The 18,591-nt window shown below is 73.9% G+C and carries 13 protein-coding genes; 7 read left to right on the plus strand and 6 right to left on the minus strand.

The window, feature by feature from the left end; genetic code table 11:
* Positions 1 to 18: 18 nt before the first annotated feature.
* Positions 19 to 1,572, minus strand: a complete 1,554-nt coding sequence (locus ABD345_RS03735; protein WP_344550235.1) for an alpha-L-arabinofuranosidase B — start codon at positions 1,570 to 1,572, stop codon at positions 19 to 21.
* Between the two features lie 377 nt (positions 1,573 to 1,949).
* Complete coding sequence (locus tag ABD345_RS03740; RefSeq protein ID WP_344550236.1) at positions 1,950 to 4,412, minus strand: beta-glucosidase H; 2,463 nt, start codon at positions 4,410 to 4,412, stop codon at positions 1,950 to 1,952.
* A gap of 301 nt (positions 4,413 to 4,713) precedes the next feature.
* On the opposite strand from ABD345_RS03740, the gene ABD345_RS03745 reads away from it, so the two are divergent.
* From ABD345_RS03745 to ABD345_RS03765, 5 genes are all read left to right on the plus strand, one after another.
* Positions 4,714 to 5,955: an FAD-dependent monooxygenase gene (locus tag ABD345_RS03745; protein ID WP_344550237.1), complete on the plus strand. Its 1,242-nt coding sequence runs from the start codon at positions 4,714 to 4,716 to the stop codon at positions 5,953 to 5,955.
* Complete coding sequence (locus ABD345_RS03750) at positions 5,952 to 6,986, plus strand: cupin domain-containing protein (RefSeq protein ID WP_344550238.1); 1,035 nt, start codon at positions 5,952 to 5,954, stop codon at positions 6,984 to 6,986. The genes ABD345_RS03745 and ABD345_RS03750 overlap by 4 nt, the downstream gene beginning before the upstream one ends.
* A gap of 24 nt (positions 6,987 to 7,010) precedes the next feature.
* Complete coding sequence (locus ABD345_RS03755; protein WP_344550239.1) at positions 7,011 to 7,886, plus strand: fumarylacetoacetate hydrolase family protein; 876 nt, start codon at positions 7,011 to 7,013, stop codon at positions 7,884 to 7,886.
* A 107-nt stretch (positions 7,887 to 7,993) separates the two neighbouring features.
* Positions 7,994 to 8,428, plus strand: coding sequence for a MarR family winged helix-turn-helix transcriptional regulator (locus ABD345_RS03760; RefSeq protein ID WP_344550240.1), 435 nt, complete (start codon positions 7,994 to 7,996; stop codon positions 8,426 to 8,428).
* A 162-nt stretch (positions 8,429 to 8,590) separates the two neighbouring features.
* Positions 8,591 to 9,880: an MFS transporter gene (locus ABD345_RS03765; protein ID WP_344550241.1), complete on the plus strand. Its 1,290-nt coding sequence runs from the start codon at positions 8,591 to 8,593 to the stop codon at positions 9,878 to 9,880.
* On the opposite strand, the gene ABD345_RS03770 is transcribed toward ABD345_RS03765, so the two are convergent.
* From ABD345_RS03770 to rhaI, 3 genes are all read right to left on the minus strand, one after another.
* A complete protein-coding gene (locus ABD345_RS03770; protein ID WP_344550242.1) occupies positions 9,817 to 11,292 on the minus strand; it encodes a rhamnulokinase in 1,476 nt (491 codons plus the stop codon). The two genes, ABD345_RS03765 and ABD345_RS03770, sit on opposite strands and share 64 nt — an antisense overlap.
* A gap of 108 nt (positions 11,293 to 11,400) precedes the next feature.
* Entirely contained in the window at positions 11,401 to 13,440 is a 2,040-nt protein-coding gene (locus ABD345_RS03775) for a bifunctional aldolase/short-chain dehydrogenase (protein WP_344550243.1), read from the minus strand.
* 107 nt (positions 13,441 to 13,547) lie between these two features.
* The gene (gene rhaI, locus ABD345_RS03780) at positions 13,548 to 14,714 is read right to left on the minus strand and encodes an L-rhamnose isomerase (RefSeq protein WP_344550244.1); all 1,167 of its coding nucleotides are present in this window, start codon (positions 14,712 to 14,714) and stop codon (positions 13,548 to 13,550) included.
* Between the two features lie 151 nt (positions 14,715 to 14,865).
* Between rhaI and ABD345_RS03785 the strand changes: the two genes are divergently transcribed.
* Positions 14,866 to 15,879 (plus strand): LacI family DNA-binding transcriptional regulator, encoded by a 1,014-nt coding sequence (locus ABD345_RS03785; RefSeq protein WP_344550245.1) that lies wholly within the window; start codon positions 14,866 to 14,868, stop codon positions 15,877 to 15,879.
* 47 nt (positions 15,880 to 15,926) lie between these two features.
* Here ABD345_RS03785 and ABD345_RS03790 read toward each other — a convergent pair whose 3' ends face one another.
* Complete coding sequence (locus ABD345_RS03790; protein WP_344550246.1) at positions 15,927 to 16,961, minus strand: LacI family DNA-binding transcriptional regulator; 1,035 nt, start codon at positions 16,959 to 16,961, stop codon at positions 15,927 to 15,929.
* Between the two features lie 284 nt (positions 16,962 to 17,245).
* On the opposite strand from ABD345_RS03790, the gene ABD345_RS03795 reads away from it, so the two are divergent.
* A complete protein-coding gene (locus ABD345_RS03795; RefSeq protein WP_344550247.1) occupies positions 17,246 to 18,559 on the plus strand; it encodes an ABC transporter substrate-binding protein in 1,314 nt (437 codons plus the stop codon).
* The last annotated feature ends 32 nt before the right edge of the window (positions 18,560 to 18,591 follow it).

Here is an 18,591-nt window from a genome sequence, read left to right on the forward strand (position 1 = left end):
CGACTCGGGCGCGAGGGGTCAGGACCAGGGCTGGGCGGTCAGCCAGGAGGTGTCCTCGGCCCAGTAGTTGGCGTTGTCCCAGGTGTTGCCGCCGACGCCGTCACCGGCGAGGTAGCCGGTGTACTCGTAGTGGCGCAGGAAGCGGTTGGGGAAGTTGACGGACTGGAAGGAGTAGCCCTGCCCGCTGTGGCCGGCCCGGAGGCAGAAGGTGGCGTCCTGCTTGAACAGGGTGCTGCCGTCGGAGGCGGCGGTGTGGAGCTGGTAGGCGAAGTGCCGCAGGTACTGGCCGGGGGCGGCGGCGGACTCGAAGGACAGGCAGGAGCCGTCGGCCAGTCCGGCCCGGACGATCCAGGTGGCGTCGTTCTTGTCGGCGGCCGAACTGGTGGAGGTGATCGGCGAGATGGCCACCGTGGCGTCGGCGTTGTGGCGCAGGTAGTCGGCGGTGCAGCAGGCGGTGGTGGCCTTCAGCGAGACCCGGGCGCCGGGGGCGAGGGCGCTCGAAGTGACGGGCGCCTCCTGGTAGTTGGCCGCGGTGATGTTGGCCTGGACGGCGTTCTCGGTGGCGTCCGAGGGGTAGCCGGAGGTCATCACGCCCTCGTAGAAGGTGCCGCTGGAGGACTTGCTGTTGTCGCCGCCGATGCCCAGGATGATCGCGCCCTCCTTGTGCATCGGGTGGTAGCCCGCCACGTTGGGCCGGACGCCGTTGTAGTACGTCGACAGCGCGCCGGACCGGGCGTTGCCGGCCTTGATCGCCCACAGGTTGGGGGCGCCCTTGACGATCGCGGTGAGGAAGCGGTGGCTGACGCTCGGGTCGCCCGCGTTGTAGCCCGCGTTGACGCCGGAGAACAGGCCGTTCTCCAGGTCGGCCATCACCCAGGGGCCCTTGCCGGTGCCGGAGCCCCAGATGGTGCTGTCGCCGAAGTAGATGGCCTCCATGTGGCCGTTGCCGGTGTCGAGGTTGTTGGTCTCGGCGTTGCCGTAGTCGAAGCAGCAGCCGCCGCCGAAGTGGGTGCCGTCGAGGACGGCGTACATGCCTTCGGGCTGGTCCCCGGTGGCGATGCCGTGGGTGGCGTTGTTGCGGTAGCCGGTGCCCGCGGCCACGTAGACGCCGTACGCCCTGTGGCCGGCGACGGTGACCGGTGCGGCGGTGGCGGGGGCGAGGTTGTCCGGGCCGGACGCGGCGCCGCCGGCGGGGGCCTGGGTGAGGTGGTTGCCCTTGCCGGACTGGTCGTAGATGACGGTGATGACGCAGGTGGTGGCGGCGCAGAAGGCGTCCTGGGCGGCCGCGTCGGCGTAGCCGCCGGTGCCGAGGACGCCGATGTCCCTGGTCGCGCCGTCGGAGGCGCGGCGGACCTGGTAGAGCGCGCCGCCGTACCCGCCGTACAGGGCCCGGGTGGTGGAGTGGGCCGCCACGCAGGGCGTCCCGCCGGAGGCGTAGAGGTCGCACGGGCCCTGGGTGGCGGCCTGCGAGGCCGTCTGGGCACCGGCGAGGAGGGCGACGGTCAGGGCCGCAGTGGTGCCGGTCGCGAGGAGGGCGCGCCGGGCGCGGCGCAGCCAGGTGTGGACAGCCAAGGGTGGGCTCCTTGCTGGTGGGTGGGGGTCGGGAGATCCCGAGGAGACGGCCGCGCCTGGGCCCCGACGGCGGAGCCGACTGCGGCGGGTGGAGTCGGCTGCGCTTTGTTAGCGCTAACAATTCACCCGGGCGGAGGCTCAAGACGTTTGGGGAGAAAGGGAGTTCGGCTCGACGACGGCCGAGCATCACTATGGAGATCCGTCGCGACCACGTCAAGACTTCCGACCGGATCCCCTCCGCTCCGGACGCGCCGTCCGGCCGCCGCACCGGCCACCACCTCCCGGTCGCACCGGCCTGGTCGTGCGCGCCTCCTCCGGTGACGCCGCCGGGCGCCGGCACCCCGCGCGGGTGGTCGGCGCCCGGCGGAGGGGCGCGGTCAGCCGAGGGTGACGGTGCGCTGGACGGGCAGGTCGCGGGAGGACTGGCCGGCGGAGAGGGTGTACAGGCCCGGGGTGAGGCGCCAGGCGCCGGACTGCCAGGTGGAGAGGTCCTGGGCGGTGACGGTGAAGGTGACCCGGGTGCCGGCGCCCTTGGCGAGCTGGACCTTGCGGAAGCCGACCAGGCGGCGCGGTTCGGCGTCGGCGGCGGCGGGCAGGGCGGCGTAGAGCTGGACGACGCTCCAGCCGGTGCGGGTGCCGGAGTTGGTGACCTTGGCGGTGGCGGTGAGGGTGCTGGCGGCGGCGTCCCAGGCGAGGGTGAGGTCGCCGATGGCGAAGGTGGTGTAGGACAGGCCGTGGCCGAAGGGGAAGAGCGGGTTCTGGCCGTGGCGGTCGTAGGAGCGGTAGCCGACGGCGACGTCCTCGCCGTAGGCGACGGTGGTGCCGTCGCCGGGGTAGGTCGCGGGGGTGGCGCCGGCGCCCTGGGCCTCGTTGGCGGGGAAGGTGACGGGCAGCCGCCCGGCGGGGTCGCTGTCGCCGAACAGGACGGCGGCGAGCGCGGTGCCGGTGGCGCGGCCGCCGTACCAGGTCTGGACGACGCCGGCCACGGAGTTGAGCCAGGGCATCGCGACCGGGCCGTCGGTGTTGAGGACGACGACGGTGCGGGGGTTGGCGGCGGCGACGGCGGCGATCAGCTGGTTCTGGTCGCCGGGGAGGTCGAGCGAGGTGTGGTCCATGTCCTCGCCGGCCGTGCGGTTGGCGAGGACGACGGCGGTGTCGGCGGTGCGGGCGGCGGCGACCGCGGCGGGGATCAGGGAGTCGGGCTGCCAGCCGAGGGTGAGGCCGCAAGTGCCGTACTGGGCAGTGGCGTTGGTGTAGGTGACCTCGACGGCGACGGGGGTGCCGGCGGTGAGGGTGGCGGTGCCCTGCAGGGGGTAGTCGAAGGGGCCGAGGAAGAAGCGGGCCATGTGGCGGGTGCCGGAGACGACGGTGGTCCCGCCGAGGGTGAGGCTCGCGGTGCCGGAGGGCAGCAGCGAGAAGCGGTGCAGGCCGGTGCTGGTGGGGGTGAGCGTGCCGGTCCAGCGGGCGGACCAGATCGGGGGCAGGCCGCTGAGCGGGGCCTGGGCGAAGTCGATGGTGGAGACGGTCCGGGTGGCGACGGGGGTGCCGGTGGGCTGCGGGCCGGCGTAGTAGCTGACGGTCAGTCCGGGGCCCAGGGCGGTGGCGGGGACGGCGGGGAGCGGGACGTCGCCGGTGCTGCCCTGGGCGAAGGTGACGGTGGTGGCGCTGCCGGCCCGGTCCCGGATGGCCTGCAGCGGGGTGGTCCAGTTGCCGGGGTCGACGTAGCTGGAGCCGGAGACGCCGGTGATGGCGTCGGTGCCGGCCGGGCCGATGACGGCGATGCGGGCGGGCCGGGCCAGGGGCAGCACGGCGTTCTCGTTCCGCAGCAGGACGGTGCCGTGGACGGCGAGGTCGTGGGCGAGGTCCTGGTGGGCCCGGGTGCTGACGTTCGCGGCGGGGGCCGGGAGCGGGTTGTCGAACAGTCCGGCGCCGATCATGGTGGCCAGGACGCGGCGGGCGGCGTCGTCGAGCCGGGCGGAGCCGACGCCGGAGGTGATGCTGCCGGCCGGGGCCTGGACGCCGCCGGGGCCGAGACCGACCAGGTCCATCCCGGCGCGGACGGCGGCGACCTGGTCGTCGCCGGCCCAGAAGTCGGGGACGGTGTGGCCCTGCAGGCCGATGGTGTTCTTCAGGTCGTCGAACAGGGCCCGGCTCTGGACGGCGAAGGTGCCGTTGACCTTGGGGTAGGCCATCATCACGGAGGTCAGCGGGGTGGTGGCGATGATGCGGCGGAACGGGGCCTGGTAGACCTCGTGGAGGGCGCGGTCGGAGACGGTGACGTCGACCGCGCTCCGGTTGTCCTCCTGGGTGTAGGCGGCGAAGTGCTTGACGGTGGCGACGACGCCCTGCTGCTGCATCGAGGCGGTGAAGGTCGCCGCGAGGGTGCCGGTGAGGTACGGGTCCTCGCCCATGCCTTCGGCCTGGCGGCCGGAGTGCCAGTGCCGGGCGAGGTCGACGGTGGGGGCGAGCAGGTTGTTGTAGCCCTTGGCGCGGCCTTCCGCGCCGATGGCGGCGCCGAGCGCGGCGGTGCGGTCGGCGTCGAAGGTGGCGGCCTGGGCGATCGGGACGGGGAAGGCCGTCACGCCGCTCTCGCCGCGCAGGCCCGCCGAGGCGTCGGCGATGGACAGGGCCGGGATGCCCAGGCCGGCGAGCGCGCCGAAGTCGCACCGGATCAGTGCTTCCTTCTGGGCGGGCGTCATCGTGGCGAGGAGCTGGTCGGCCCGGGTCTGCGGGGTGGCGCCGGCCGTGGCGGCGCGGGCGGCGGGCGCGGCGGCCAGCGGGGGGACGGTGGTGGCCAGGGCGGACAGGACGGCGGTGGTGAGGAACGCGCGGCGTCTCATGCGGCTCTCCGAGGGGGAAGGTGGCAGCTGGCCGGGGCGCGGCAGGTGGGGACACGCGCACCGGCGGTGGGGTGGCGCGCGGGGCGCGGCGGTGGGCCGGACCGCCCCGGGCGGGGACTTCGAGTGTGCATCGTTCTACAACTGGCGGAAATCTAGACGCGCCGACTCCGGCGGTCAACCAGTTGAGCGGAGTGAAAAGCCGTAGAACGTTCTGCTGCCGCAGCCGTTGACGGCGTCGGCCTCGCCGCATATCGTCTGCCCATCAATGATTGATGTACTGATCATATCCCGAGGAGGCCACGTGCCCTCGTCATCCCCGCGTCCGCTCGCCGTCGTCGGCGGCGGGATCGGCGGCCTCGCCGCGGCGCTCGCCGCCGCCCGCGCGGGCCGCGCCGTCACGCTGGTCGAGCGCGCCGCGCAGTTCGGCGAGATCGGCGCCGGCCTGCAACTGGCGCCCAACGCCTCGCTCGCCCTGGACGAGCTCGGCGTCCTGGCCGACGTGCGGCGTAACGCCGTCCTGCCGCCCCGGCTGGTCATGATGGACGCCGTCTCCGGCACCGAGGTGACCTCGCTCGACCTGCGCGGCAGCGCCTACACCGACCGCTTCGCCCACCCGTACCTGGTCACCCACCGCACCGACCTGCACGCGGCCCTGCTCGCCGCCTGCCGGGCCGAACCGCTGATCACCCTGCGCACCGGCCTCACCGTCACCCGCGCCGAGCAGGACGGCGACCACGTCCGGCTGTCCTTCGCGGAGCAGGACGAGGTGCTGCCCGCCGACGCGGTGGTCGCCGCCGACGGCCTGCACTCCCGGCTGCGCCGCGCGCTGACCGGCGAGGGCGACCCGGTCTGCTCGCGCTACGTCGCCTACCGCGGCGCGATCCCCACCGGGCGGATGACCGGCCGGATGTCGCGGGCGGCGGCCGACGAAGCCGTCATGGTCTGGGCCGGGCCCGCCATGCACCTGGTCCAGTACCCGGTGCGGCGCGGCGAGCTGTACAACCAGGTCGCCGTGTTCCGCAGCGACAGCTACACCCCCGACTCGGACGACTGGGGCACCGAGGCCGAGCTGGAGCGGCGCTTCGCCACCGCCTGCGACGCCGTCCGCGACGCGCTGCCGCTGGTCGCCCGCGACCGCCGCTGGCCGCTGTACGACCGCCCGCCGCTGCAGCGGTGGGCCTACGGCCGGATCGCCCTGCTCGGCGACGCGGCGCACCCGATGCTGCAGTACCTCGCCCAGGGTGCCTGCCAGGCGCTGGAGGACGCCACCGCGCTCGGCCGGGCGCTGCGCGAACTGCCCGACGCGGCCGACGCGTTCACCGCTTACGCCGCGCGGCGCACCGAGCGGGCCGGGCGGATCCAGACCGGCGCGCACCTGTTCGGCGAGCTCTGCCACCTGGAGGGTATGGGCGCCACGATGCGCAACCTCGCCCTGGCCCACCGCTCCCCCGCGGACTTCGACGACCTCGCCTGGGTGTGGACGCCCGCCCCCGACACCGTCGCCGCACCCGCCGCCACCGCTTCGATCGGAGCCCCGGCATGACCGACGACGCCTACGCGGCCCTGGACGGCCTCGGCGCGGCGCCGCTGTGGCGCTTCTACGGCAACCTCTTCCCCGCCCAGCCCCGCAGCCGGGCCGTGCCCTACCGGTGGAGCTGGCGGGACCTGCGCCCGCACCTGCTGCACTTCTCCGAGACGCTGTCCCTGCACGAGGCCGAGCGGCGCGTGCTGATGCTGGTCAACCCCGGCCTCACCGACCCCCCGGCGACGGTGAACACGCTGTACGCGGGCCTGCAGATCATCCTGCCCGGCGAGACCGCCCAGGCCCACCGGCACACCTCCAACGCCTTCCGCTTCGTCCTGGAGGGCGAGGGCGCCCACACCACCGTCAACGGCGAGCCGGTGCGGATGGCGCCCGGCGACCTGCTGCTCACCCCCGGCTGGCACTGGCACGACCACACCCACCAGGGCGACGCGCCGATGATCTGGCTCGACGCCCTCGACTACCCGATGGTCAACGCCCTCGAAGCCGGTTTCTACGAGCAGTACCACCAGCGGCTCCAGCCGCTCACCCGCACCGCCGACCTCGGCAGCCGGCTCTTCCTGCACGGCCGGCTCACCCCCGCCTGGATCGAACCCGCCGGGCCGAACTCGCCGGTGACGCGCTACCCCTGGGCGGAGACGGCGCGCGCGCTCGACGCCATCGCCGACGACGCCACCGGCAGCGAGGTGGACGGCATCGCGCTGGAGTACACCGACCCGTTCACCGGCGGCCCCGTCATGCCCACCATCGGCTGCCGGATCCACCGCCTGCGCCCCGGCTTCGACGGCGCCGGCCGCCGCCACACCGCCTCGACCATCGTCAACGTGGTCCGCGGCGAGGGCGCCACCATCGTCGACGGCGTCCGCCTGGAGTGGTCCGAGCACGACACCTTCGCGATCCCCGGCTGGGCCACCTACCGGCACGTCAACGCCTCCGCCTCCCAGGACGCGGTGCTGTTCTCCTACAGCGACGAGCCGGTGATGCGCTCGCTGGGCCTGTACCGCACCGAGCCGGGCGACCCCGGCGCCTGACCCCTCCCCCTCCAAGGACTCCCCATGCGTCTCGCACTCTTCGACCAGGACCGGCTCGGCCTGGTCAACGGCGACCACCTGGTCGACGTCACCGAACTCCTCGCCGGCCCCGGCCCGTACGGCCCGGCCGGGCCCCTGCAGCGCCACATCGAGCGCGGCGGCGCCCTGCCCGCCGATCTGTCCGACCTGTCCGGCCTGCCGCGCGTCCCGCTGGCGGACGCGAAGCTCGAAGCGCCGCTCCCCCGCCCCGGGAAGATCGTCGGCGCGCCGGTCAACTACCTCGACCACAAGGCCGAGATGGCGTACCCGACCTCCATCGCCGAGCTCGGCGTCTTCCTCAAGGCCAACTCCTCCGTGATCGGCCCGGGCCAGGACGTCCTGCTGCCCTACCGCGACCTGCGCACCGACCAGGAGGGCGAACTCGCCGTCGTCATCGGCCGCACCGCCCGCCACGTGCCCGCGGCCGACGCCCTCTCGTACGTGTTCGGCTACAGCTGCCTGCTGGACATCACCGTCCGCTCCACCGAGGACCGCTCCACCCGCAAGTCCTTCGACACCTTCACCCCGCTCGGCCCGTGGATCACCACCGCCGACGAGGTCCCCGACCCGGACGCGCTGGAGCTGCGCTGCGCGGTGGCGGGCGAGGAGCGGCAGCGCACCAGCACCGCGGACCTGATCTTCGGCGTCGCCGAGCTGGTCGCCTACACCAGCTCGGTGATGACCCTGCACCCCGGCGACGTGATCGCCACCGGCACCCCGGCCGGCGTCGGCCCGATCCGGCACGGCGACCGGATCACCGTCGACATCGAGCGGATCGGCCGCCTGGAGGTCGGCGTCGACGGCACCCGCGCCACCCCGTACGCCGAGCGGCCCGGCCGCCGGGCGCGCACCGCCGACTGATCCGGGCCCCGCACCGCGCCGGGGCGGTGCCGCGCGCTCGTAGACTCGACGACCGGTCGCACCCACGCGCGCCCGCGGCACCCCTCGGCGAAGGAAACGGCAGCACCTTGACACGCTCACTGGAACTGGACCACTACGTCGGGCACCTGATCCGCCGCGCGGAACAGGTCCACACCTCGCTCTGGGCCGCGCACGTCTCGCGCGAGGTCACCTCCCAGCAGTTCGCCGTCCTCAACGCGCTCGCCCGGATGCCCGGCGACGACCAGCGCACGGTGGCGTCCGCGACCTCGCTGGACCGCTCCACCGTCAACAACATCGTCCGCCGCCTGACCGACCAGGGCTACGTCAGCCAGGTCCGCGACGACGCCGACCGCCGCCGCACCCTGCTGGAGCTCACCGCCGACGGCGAGCGGCTGCTGCAGCAACTCATCCCGCCCGCCGAACACGTCAACCACCTGCTGCTGGCCTCCCTCCAGGACGGCGAGCGGCCCGTCGCGATCGAGCTGCTGCGGAAGATCGCCTGCGTCGACGACGCCGGCTGACCGCCGGGGCGGAGCGGCGCACCTCACACCGCCGGACGCCCGGGGACCGGGGGCCGTTCCCGCACCATGGAGGCGGAACCCTCCGGGCTCCGGTGCCGTCGACGCCGCTCGACCCCGGTCGCCACGCGCCCGACCGACCGGCGTGAACCTCCAGGAGCCCCCATGAACCACCGCGCTCCCGCTCACCCCCCGCACGCCTGGCGCACGGGCGTGGTCGCGGGCATGGCCTCGTACGTGGACGCCGCGGCGATCGTCTCCACCGGCATCGCGCTGGTGCTCTACCAGGGCCCGCTGCAGCTGTCCGGCGGACGCGTCGGCGTCCTGTCCGGCGCGCTGACCGCCGCGATCGCCACCGGCGCCCTGCTGGGCGGGCGGCTGGGCGACCGGTTCGGACGCCGGGCGGTGTTCACGGCCACCATGGCGATGGTGGTCGCCGGGTGCGCGCTGCTGGTCCTGTCCACCGGTTTCGCCCCGCTGCTGCTCGGCGTCCTGGTGCTCGGGCTGGGTTCCGGGGCCGACCTGCCCGTGGCGCTCGCGATGGTCTCCGAGTCCGCGACCGACCGGAACCGGGCCGCGCTGATCGGCTTCTCCAACGTCCTGTGGGGGGTGGGCGCCGCGGCCGCCGGCACCGTCGCCGCCGTGGTCGGCGGTTGGGGCCGGACCGGCGGGCAGCTCCTCTACGGGCACGTCGGCGCGGTCGCGCTGCTGCTGCTCCTGGCCCGGCTCGCCCTGCCGGAGTCCCCGGCCTGGCTGGCCGCCCGGCGCGAACGGGCCCCGGCCCGGCTCCTGCTGTCGGGGCGCCACCTGCGCCCGTTCGCCGCGCTGCTGGGCTTCTACGCCCTGACCAACCTGGCCGCGAACACCGGCGGCCAGTTCGGCGCGTACGTGGCGGTCGACGTCGCCGGCCTCCCGGTCGAGGTCGGTTCGCGGCTGTCGCTGCTGGCGCTGCCCGTCGCCGTCGCGGCCGGCCTGTGGTTCATGCGGATCGCCGGGACGCCGCGCCGGATGGGCTACTTCGCGTTCGGCGGCCTCTGCCTGGTGGGCGGGTACCTCGTCCCGGCGCTGTTCGGCTTCTCGCTGGCCACGCTCGCGCTCTCCACGGCGGTCAACGCGGTCGGCGGGGCGTTCGCCTTCGAGGGGATCATGAAGACCTGGGCGCAGGAGTCCTTCCCCACCCTGCTCCGGGCCACCGCGCAGGGCGCGGTGATCGCCGTCGCCCGCTACCTCGCCGCCGCGTTCGCCCTGGTCACCCCGGCGCTGCTGCGGTTCGACCCGGCCCTGCTGTACGCCGGGCTGGCCGCCGTGTCGGCCGCGGGCCTGCTGATCGGCTGGTTCGGCTTCCGCGGGTCCCGGCGCGCCGCGCGCCCGGCGGTGCCGGGCCGGCCGGTTCAGCTCAGGCCGACGCGGGCGGCGGCGGAGTCCCAGGCGCGCGTGTCGCCGCTGGGCTCGTAGCGCTTGAGGTGCTGGGTGCGGGCGACCAGGCGGCGCATGGCGCGCCGGTCGGCGACCAGGCCGTGGGCGCGGGCCTGGACGAGGATGTTGCCGATGGCGGTGGCCTCGGTGGGGCCGGCGATCACGGGCAGGCCGGTGGCGTCGGCGGTGAGCTGGCAGAGCAGTTCGTTGCGGCTGCCGCCGCCGACCAGGTGGACGGTGCGGACGGGCCGGCCGGTCAGTTCGGCGGCCCGGCGCAGGGTGTGGCGGTGGGCGAGGGCGAGGCTCTCCAGGATGCAGCGGACGACGGCGCCCTGGTCGTCGGGCGGCAGGTGCTGGCCGGTGCGGGCGCAGTACTCGGCCAGGCGGGCGGGCAGGTCGCCGGGGGCGAGGAACTCGGGGGCGTCGGGGTTGACGAGGGCGGCGAAGGGGCGGGCGGCGGCGGCGCGTTCGAGCAGCTCGGGCAGCTGGTGGCTGCGGCCTTGGGTGCGCCAGGTGCGCTGGCTCTCGCTGAGCAGCCACAGGCCCATCACGTTGCGCAGGTAGCGGACGGTGTGGTCGATGCCGAGTTCGTTGGTGAAGTTGGCGGCGCGGGAGGCGTCGGTGAGCACCGGCTGGTCGAGTTCCAGTCCGACCAGCGACCAGGTGCCGCAGGAGATGTAGGCGAAGTCGGCGGTGGTGGCGGGAACGGCGGCGACGGCGGAGGCGGTGTCGTGGGAGGCGACGGCGACGAGGGGGGTGCCGGGACGCAGTCCGGTGGCGGCGGCGACGTGCGGCAGGACGGTGCCGGCGTGGTCGCCGGGGCGGCGCAGTGGGGCCAGGACGGCCGGGTCGAGGCCGAGGGCGGCGAGGATCGGGGTGGACCAGTTGCCGGTGCGGGCGTCGTACAGGCCGGTGGTGGAGGCGTTGGTGGCCTCGGTGCCGACGGTGCCGGTGAGCCAGTGGGTGAGCAGGTCGGGGATCAGCAGCAGGGTGCGGGCCCGGTCGAGGTTCTGCTCCGCGGCGAGCTGGAAGAGCGTGTTGAACGGCAGGTGCTGGAGGCCGGTGATCCGGTACAGGTCGCGGGCCGGGACGCGCCGCCAGACCTCTTCGACGGCGGCGGCGCCGCGCGGGTCGCGGTAGTGGAAGGGGTTGCCGATCAGGGCGCCGTCGGCGTCGAGGAGTCCGTAGTCGACGGCCCAGCTGTCGATGCCGACGGAGGCGACGTCCCAGCGGGCGGCGGCTTCGCGCAGCCCGTCCAGGACGCCCTGGTACAGGCCGAGGGCGTTCCAGTGCAGGCCGTCGGGGAGCTGGGCGGGGGTGTTGTCGAAGCGGTGGGTCTCGGTGAGTTCCAGGCTGTCGCGGCCGACGCGGCCGACGACGACCCGTCCGCTGGTGGCGCCGAGGTCCGCCGCGGCGAAGGCGGTCGGGGCGTGGGGGGCGTGGGGCTTCACGGCGGTGTGTCCTCGGTGGTGCGGTGGTGGGGGCGGGACAGCGATGGCGGGGTGCGGTGCGGGCCGCGAAGAGGAGTACGCGGCCCGCACCGCGGCTGGGGACGCGGGTCAGCGCAGGAAGGCCGCGGCGACGCCCGCGTCGACCGGGACGTGCAGACCGGTGGTGTGGGTCAGGTCGCCGCCGGTGAGGGCGAGGACCGCGTTCGCGACGTGCTCGGGCAGCACCTCGCGCTTGAGGAGGGTGCGCTGGGCGTAGAACTCGCCGAGCTTCTCCTCCGCGATGCCGTAGGTGGCGGCGCGCTGCGCGCCCCAGCCGCCGGCGAAGATCCCGGAGCCGCGCACCACGCCGTCCGGGTTGACGCCGTTGACGCGGATGCCGTGCTCGCCCAGCTCGGCGGCCAGCAGCCGGACCTGGTGGGCCTGGTCGGCCTTGGTCGCGGAGTAGGCGATGTTGTTCGGCCCGGCGAAGACGGCGTTCTTGGAGGCGATGTAGACGAGGTCGCCGCCCAGGCCCTGCTCGATCATGGTGCGGGCGGCCTCGCGGGAGACCAGGAAGGAGCCGCGGGCCATGATGTCGTGCTGCAGGTCCCAGTCCCGGGCGGTGGTCTCCAGCAGCGGCTTGGAGATCGAGATGCCCGCGTTGTTGACGACCAGGTCGACACCGCCGAAGGCGAGCGCCGCGGCCCGGAACGCCTCGGCGATCTGCGCTTCGTCCGTGACGTCGACCGTCACCGCCACCGCCCTGTCCGGTCCGCCCAACTCCTGCGCGACGGCCGCCGCGTTCTCGGCGTTCAGGTCGGCGATCACCACGCAGGCGCCCTCGGCGACCAGCCGCTCGGCGATCGCCCGGCCGATGCCGGAGCCCGCGCCGGTGACCAGCGCGATGCGGGTGGCCAGCGGCTTGGGCTTCGGCATCCGCCGCAGCTTGGCCTCCTCCAGCGCCCAGTACTCGATCCGGAACTTCTCCGCCTCCTCGATGGGGGCGTAGGTGGAGACAGCCTCGGCGCCGCGCATCACGTTGATCGCGTTGAGGTAGAACTCACCGGCGACCCGGGCGGTCTGCTTGTCCCGGCCGAAGGAGAACATGCCCACGCCGGGGACGAGGACGATCGCCGGGTCGGCGCCGCGGATCGCCGGGGAGTCGGCGGTGGCGTGCCGGTCGTAGTAGGCCTGGTAGTCGGCACGGTAGTCGGCGTGGAGTTCCCTGAGACGCGCGGCCGCTTCCTCCGGGGTGGCGGTGGCGGGCAGGTCGAGGACCAGCGGGGCGACCTTGGTGCGCAGGAAGTGGTCGGGGCAGGAGGTGCCGAGCGCGGCCAGCCGCGGGTGCTCGGCGCGGGCCAGGAAGTCCAGCACCTCGGCGGTGTCGGTGAAGTGGCCGACCTGCGGGTGGTCGGTGGAGGCCAGGCCGCGGATCAGCGGGGCGAGGGCGGCGGCCCGCTCGCGGCGCTGCGCCTGCGGCAGGGCCTGGTAGCCGTCGAGGACCGGACCGAACGGCTCCGGCTTGCCGCGCTCGGCGAGGAAGGCTTCGGCGGTGCGGATGATGTGCAGCGCGTTGGCCTCGCACTGCTCGCTGCTCTCGCCCCAGGCGGTGATGCCGTGGCCGCCGAGGACGCAGCCGATCGCCTGCGGGTTGGCGGCCTTGACGGCGGCGATGTCCAGGCCGAGCTGGAAGCCGGGGCGGCGCCAGGGCACCCACACCACGCTCTCGCCGAAGCACTCGGCGGTGAGCTGCTCGCCGTCGGCGGCGGTGGCCAGCGCGATGCCGGAGTCGGGGTGCAGGTGGTCGACGTGCGCGGCGTCGATGAGGCCGTGCATGGCGGTGTCGATGGACGGGGCGGCGCCGCCGCGCCCGTGCAGGCAGTAGTCGAACGCGGCGACCATCTCGTCCTCGCGCTCCACGCCCGGGTAGACGTCGACGAGGGAGCGCAGCCGGTCCAGCCGCAGCGCCGCCAGGCCGCCGGCGGTCAGCGTGCCCAGGTCGCCGCCGGAGCCCTTGACCCAGAGCAGTTCGACGTCGCGGCCGGTGGCGGGGTCGGTGTCGGTGCCCTTGGCGGAGGTGTTGCCGCCGGCGTAGTTGGTGTTGCGCGGGTCGGCGCCGAGCCGGTGGGAGCGGGCGAGCAGGGCGGCGGCTTCGGGGTGCAGGGCCATGGCGGGAGGGGTTTCCTTAGGTCTGGACGGAGGGGCGGTGGCGCTGACGGGGTGGGCGGGCCGGTCCGTGGTCGCGCCGGTGCGGACCGGCCCGCGCTGCCGGTGGGTCAGGCGCCCCAGCCGGCCTGGTGGCCGCCGACGCGCTCGGCGGCGGTCTGCTCGGCCCAGCCGGTGGCGCGGTAGGCGGCCAGCGGGTTGGGGTCGAGTCCGGCCCCGGCGCGGACCTCGGCCAGCAGCGGGCGGACGTCGGTGTTGTACGCGTCCATCAGCACCTCGTTGGCGGCGAGCACGTCGCCCGCGTCCTGGGCGGCCGTCAGGGCGCCGGTGTCCACCAGCAGGGCCTTGGCGGTGGCCTCCTGGACGTTCATCACCGAGCGGATGACCGCGGGGATCTTCGCCTCGATGTTGTGGCACTGGTCGAGCATGAACGCCACGCCGGTCTCCGGTGCGAGGCCGCCGTTCTTGACCACCTCGTGCATGATCCGGAACAGCTGGAACGGGTCGGCCGCGCCGGCCATCAGGTCGTCGTCCGCGTAGAAGCGGGAGTTGAAGTCGAAGCCGCCGAGCTTCCCCTCGCGCAGCAGGAACGCGACGATGAACTCGATGTTGGTGCCCGGCGCGTGGTGGCCGGTGTCGACCACGACGGTGGCCTTCGGGCCCAGCCGCAGGCAGTGCGCGTACGCAGTGCCCCAGTCCGGGACGTCCATGGTGTAGAAGGCGGGCTCGAACAGCTTGTACTCCAGCAGGATCCGCTGGTCGTCGCCGAGCCGCTGGTACACCTCGGCGAGGGCGTCGGCCAGGCGGTCCTGGCGGGCCGAAGTGTCGTCCTGGCCGGGGTAGTTGGTGCCGTCGGAGAACCACAGCTTGAGGTCCGTCGAGCCGGTGGCGTCCATGATGTCGACGCACTCCAGCAGGTGGTCGACCGCCTTGCGGCGCACCCGCGGGTCCGGGTTGGTGACGGAGCCGAGCTTGTAGTCGTCGTCCTGGAAGACGTTGGCGTTGATCGCGCCGATCTCCAGGCCGAGGCCGCGGGCGTGGGCGGCGAGGGCGGCGTAGTCCTCGACAGCGTCCCAGGGGATGTGCAGCGAGACCTTCGGGGCGGCGCCGGTGGCGGCGTGCACCTGGGCGGCGTCGGCGAGCTTCTCGTACGGGTCGCGCGGCACGCCGGGCTGGGCGAAGACCTTGAAGCGGGTGCCCGAGTTCCCGTAGCCCCAGGAGGGCGTCTCGATGCGCTGGGCCCGGAGGGCGTCCTGCACGGCAGATCGGTCGGTCACCGGAGCACCTCTTGGATCATTCGGTTTGAATCGTTTCAACCAGACCGTAGGTCGAACGACGCGGAACCGTCAAGCCGCTGCCGTAATCTGGCGACCGTCCAGCGATCACCTCGGTGAAACTTTTCAATCCGGAACGGAGACGGGTACGGGCATGGGCGGCGCGGCAGGGATCAAGGACGTGGCCCGGGCGGCCGGGGTGTCGGTGGGCACGGTCTCCAACGTGATCAACCGGCCGGAGGTGGTCGGCGAGGAGACCCGGGCCCGGGTCCAGGCCGCGATCGACCGGCTCGGCTACGTGCGCAGCGAGTCGGCGCGCCAGCTGCGCTCGGGGAGCAGCCGGATCATCGGCCTGCTGGTGCTGGACCTGGGCAACCCGTTCTTCGTCTCGGTGGCCCGGGGCGCGGAGCGGGCGGCGCGGGCCCAGGGGCTGGGCGTGATGGTCTGCAACAGCGCGCAGCGGCCGGCCGACGAGGCGGACTACCTGGCGCTGTTCGCTGAGCAGCGGGTGCGCGGGGTGCTGCTGACCCCTGCGGACGCGGAGGGCTCGGGGGCCGCGGTGCTGCGGCGCCACGATGTGCCGTTCGTCCTGGTCGACCGGCTCGCTCCGGGGATCGAGGCGTGCTCGGTGTCGGTGGACGACGTCCAGGGCGGCTCGCTGGCGGCCGCACACCTGCTGGCGGGCGGGCACCGGCGGATCGCGTTCGCGGGCGGGCGCCACCGCCTGCAGCAGGTCGCCGACCGGCGCTCGGGCGCGCTGGCCGCGCTGGAGGGCTCCGGCGCGGAGCTGGTGGACCTGGAGGTGGCGGGCCTGGACGTGGCGGCCGGGCGGGACGCGGGCGCCCGGCTGCTGGGGATGCTGCCGCGGCCGACGGCCGTCTTCTGCGCGAACGACCTGCTGGCGCTGGGCGTGCTGCAGGCCGCGTTCGCGGCGGGCCTGCGGGTGCCCGAGGACCTGGCGATCGTCGGGTACGACGACATCGAGTTCGCCGCCGCGGCCGCGGTGCCGCTGACCTCGGTGCGCCAGCCCGCCGAGGCGATGGGCCGCACGGCGGTGGAGCTGCTGGCCGAGGAGACCGGCGGCGGGGCGCACCGGCACCGGCAGGTGGTCTTCGAGCCGGAGCTGGTGGTGCGGAGCTCCACCCTGTCGGCGCCGCGGACCGCCTGAGGGCCCGCCGTTGAATCCATTCAACGGCGGGCTTCGGGAGGCGCGGGTCAGCCGGTGCGCGGCGCGGCGGTGCTGGAGCGCACGACGAGCCGGGGGGTCATGGCGGTCTGCATGGCCCGGGTGCGGCGGCCCTCGACCCGTTCGAGGAGCATCCGGGCGGCGGTGGCGCCCATGGTGGTGCCGGCCTGGTCGACGCTGGTGAGCTGGACCGGGGCGAGGGCGGCGATCGCGGTGTCGTTGTAGCCGACCAGCGAGAGGTCGCCGGGGATGTCCAGGCCCAGTTCGGCGGCGGCCCGGTAGACGCCGAGGGCGGCGACGTCCGCGCCGGCCATGATGGCGGTGGGCCGGTCGGCGGCGCCCAGCAGCCGCTTGCCCGCCTCGTAGCCGCCCTCCTCGGAGTAGGCGGCGGCGAGGGCTTGCGGGGCGAGGCCGTGGCGCTTCATCGCGGCGGTGTAGCCCTTGGCGAGCACCGCTTCGGGGGTGAGCTTCCACTGGCTGCCCTTGAGGCCGGGGGCGGCGAGCAGGGCGATCCGGCGGTGGCCGAGGGCGGCGAGGTGGTCGACGACCAGCGCCGCGCCCTGGTCGTCGGCGTCGACGACCGAGTCGTGCACGGCGGCGGTGTCGTGGTGGCCGATCACCACGGTGGGCAGGGTCTCGGCGGTGGCGAGCACCTCGGCGCGGCTGGTGCCGGGGGCGATCAGGATCAGGCCGTCCATCTGGCGGTCCACCATCGACTGGACGGTGCGCGCCTGTTCGGCCGCGCCGAAGCCCGCCGCGCCGATCAGCACCGTGTAGTCGCTGCCGCGCAGTTGCTGCTGGACGCCGTCGAGGATGTCGGCGAAGAAGGTGTTGCGGAGGCTGTCGAGCAGCACTCCTATCGTGTAGGTCCGCCCCCGCATCCCGCGCGCGGCGGCGTGCGGGCGGTAGTCCAGTTCGGCCATCGCGGCGCGCACCCGCTCCTGCATGGCGGGGCTGACGCCGTAGGCGTTGCGGAGCACCTTGGAGACGGCCGCGGTCGAGACGCCGGCGCGGGCGGCGACGTCGGTGATGGTGACGCGCTTGGGGCGTTTCGTCGGCTCCATGGCCCACTTTCTCAAGAGTCACGATCTCAGAAGTCACGGTCGCGAAAGTCACCGTTGCGCAACGTTCTACACGATCGTTCCCGGTCGAGACCAGCCGCACCTCCCCGGTGACCGGCTCGTTACGTCCCCGTGTCTTGACGATGGCTCGCCCTCGGGGGCACTGTGGACCCCATCGTGGAGAACGTTCTACAAAGTCGGGCCCCGTCTTCCGGGAGTGCCCCGCGTTCCCCGGTTCAGCGTTCCCCCCACCTCTGCCTCCGCTCAATGACGCCAGGAGCACAGCCGTGACCATCAACCCCACCCGCACCGGCAGAACCCGCCTCGTCGGCTGCACGGCCGCCGCCGCAGCCGTGGTGCTGCTCGCCTCCGCGTGCGGCGGCGGCGGGACGGGCGCGAGCGCCTCCCCGAAGAACTTCGACTACCTGTCGGTCACCGAGAACACCACCATCAAGAAGACGCTGACCACGCTGTCGACGACCTCCTGCACCGACCAGAACAAGGCGCTGCCGCTGAAGGTCGACACCGTCCCGCAGTCCGGCCTGGACCAGAAGCTGCAGCTGCTGGCGGGCCAGAACGCCCTGCCGGTCCAGTTCGCGGCCGGCAACGCCCCGGCGCTGACCACCCAGCTCTTCGGCGCGGGCAACGTCGCCAACCTGGAGGACGAGCTCACCAAGCTCGGCGTCTTCGACCAGCTGCAGCCCGCCGCGGTCTCCACCATCAAGGCGCTGTACCAGAACAACCTGGCGGTGCTGCCGTACGAGTACAACATCGAGGGCATCTTCTACAACAAGAAGGTCTTCGAGGCCAACGGCATCGCCGTCCCCGGGACGTGGGACGAGCTGGTCGCCGCCGCCGCCAAGCTGCAGGGCGCGGGCGTGCAGCCCTTCGCCGCCTCCGGCCAGCAGGGCTGGCCGCTCACCCGCCTGGTCAGCGGCTACCTCTACCGCAGCCTGGGCCCGGGCGCGATGAACGCCGTCGCCAACGGCACCGCGAAGCTGACCGACCCCGAGTACGTCAAGGCCGCCCAGCAGGTCGCCGAGCTCGGCAAGAAGGGCTACTTCGGCCAGGGCGTCGGCTCGATCGACTACGACACCGCGATGAACCAGTTCCTCGGCGGCAAGGCCGCGATGCTCTACATGGGCAGCTGGGCGCTGGCCAACATCGCCGACCCGAAGCAGGACACCGTCGGCGCGGAGAACGTCGGCTTCATGCCGTTCCCGGCGGTGGCCGGCGGCAAGGGCGCCGTCGACCAGTACCCCTCCAACGTGGGCCTGCCGGTCGCGATGAACGCCAAGAGCTTCGACGCGAAGACCGGCGACTGGGTGAAGTGCATCGCCCAGAACTACGGCAGCGTCGCGCTCAAGGACCAGGGCACCATCTCCGGCTTCAAGGTGAACACCCCGGTGGAGAACGCCAACGCCGTCACCGGCCAGATCCGCGACACCATCGGCACCTCCAAGGAGAGCGTGCTGTGGTTCGAGGCGCTGTTCAGCACCAAGGCCACCACCGTCAGCCAGCAGAACGCCGCTCCCCTGGTGACCGGCGCGATCAGCCCGGAGAAGTTCATGCAGCTGGTCCAGGACGCCCTGGCCCAGTAGGGCACCCGATCCGGTCGCGGGGGCGGGGCGTG

It is taken from the genome of Kitasatospora saccharophila (assembly GCF_039529925.1).
GTDB lineage: Bacteria > Actinomycetota > Actinomycetes > Streptomycetales > Streptomycetaceae > Kitasatospora > Kitasatospora saccharophila.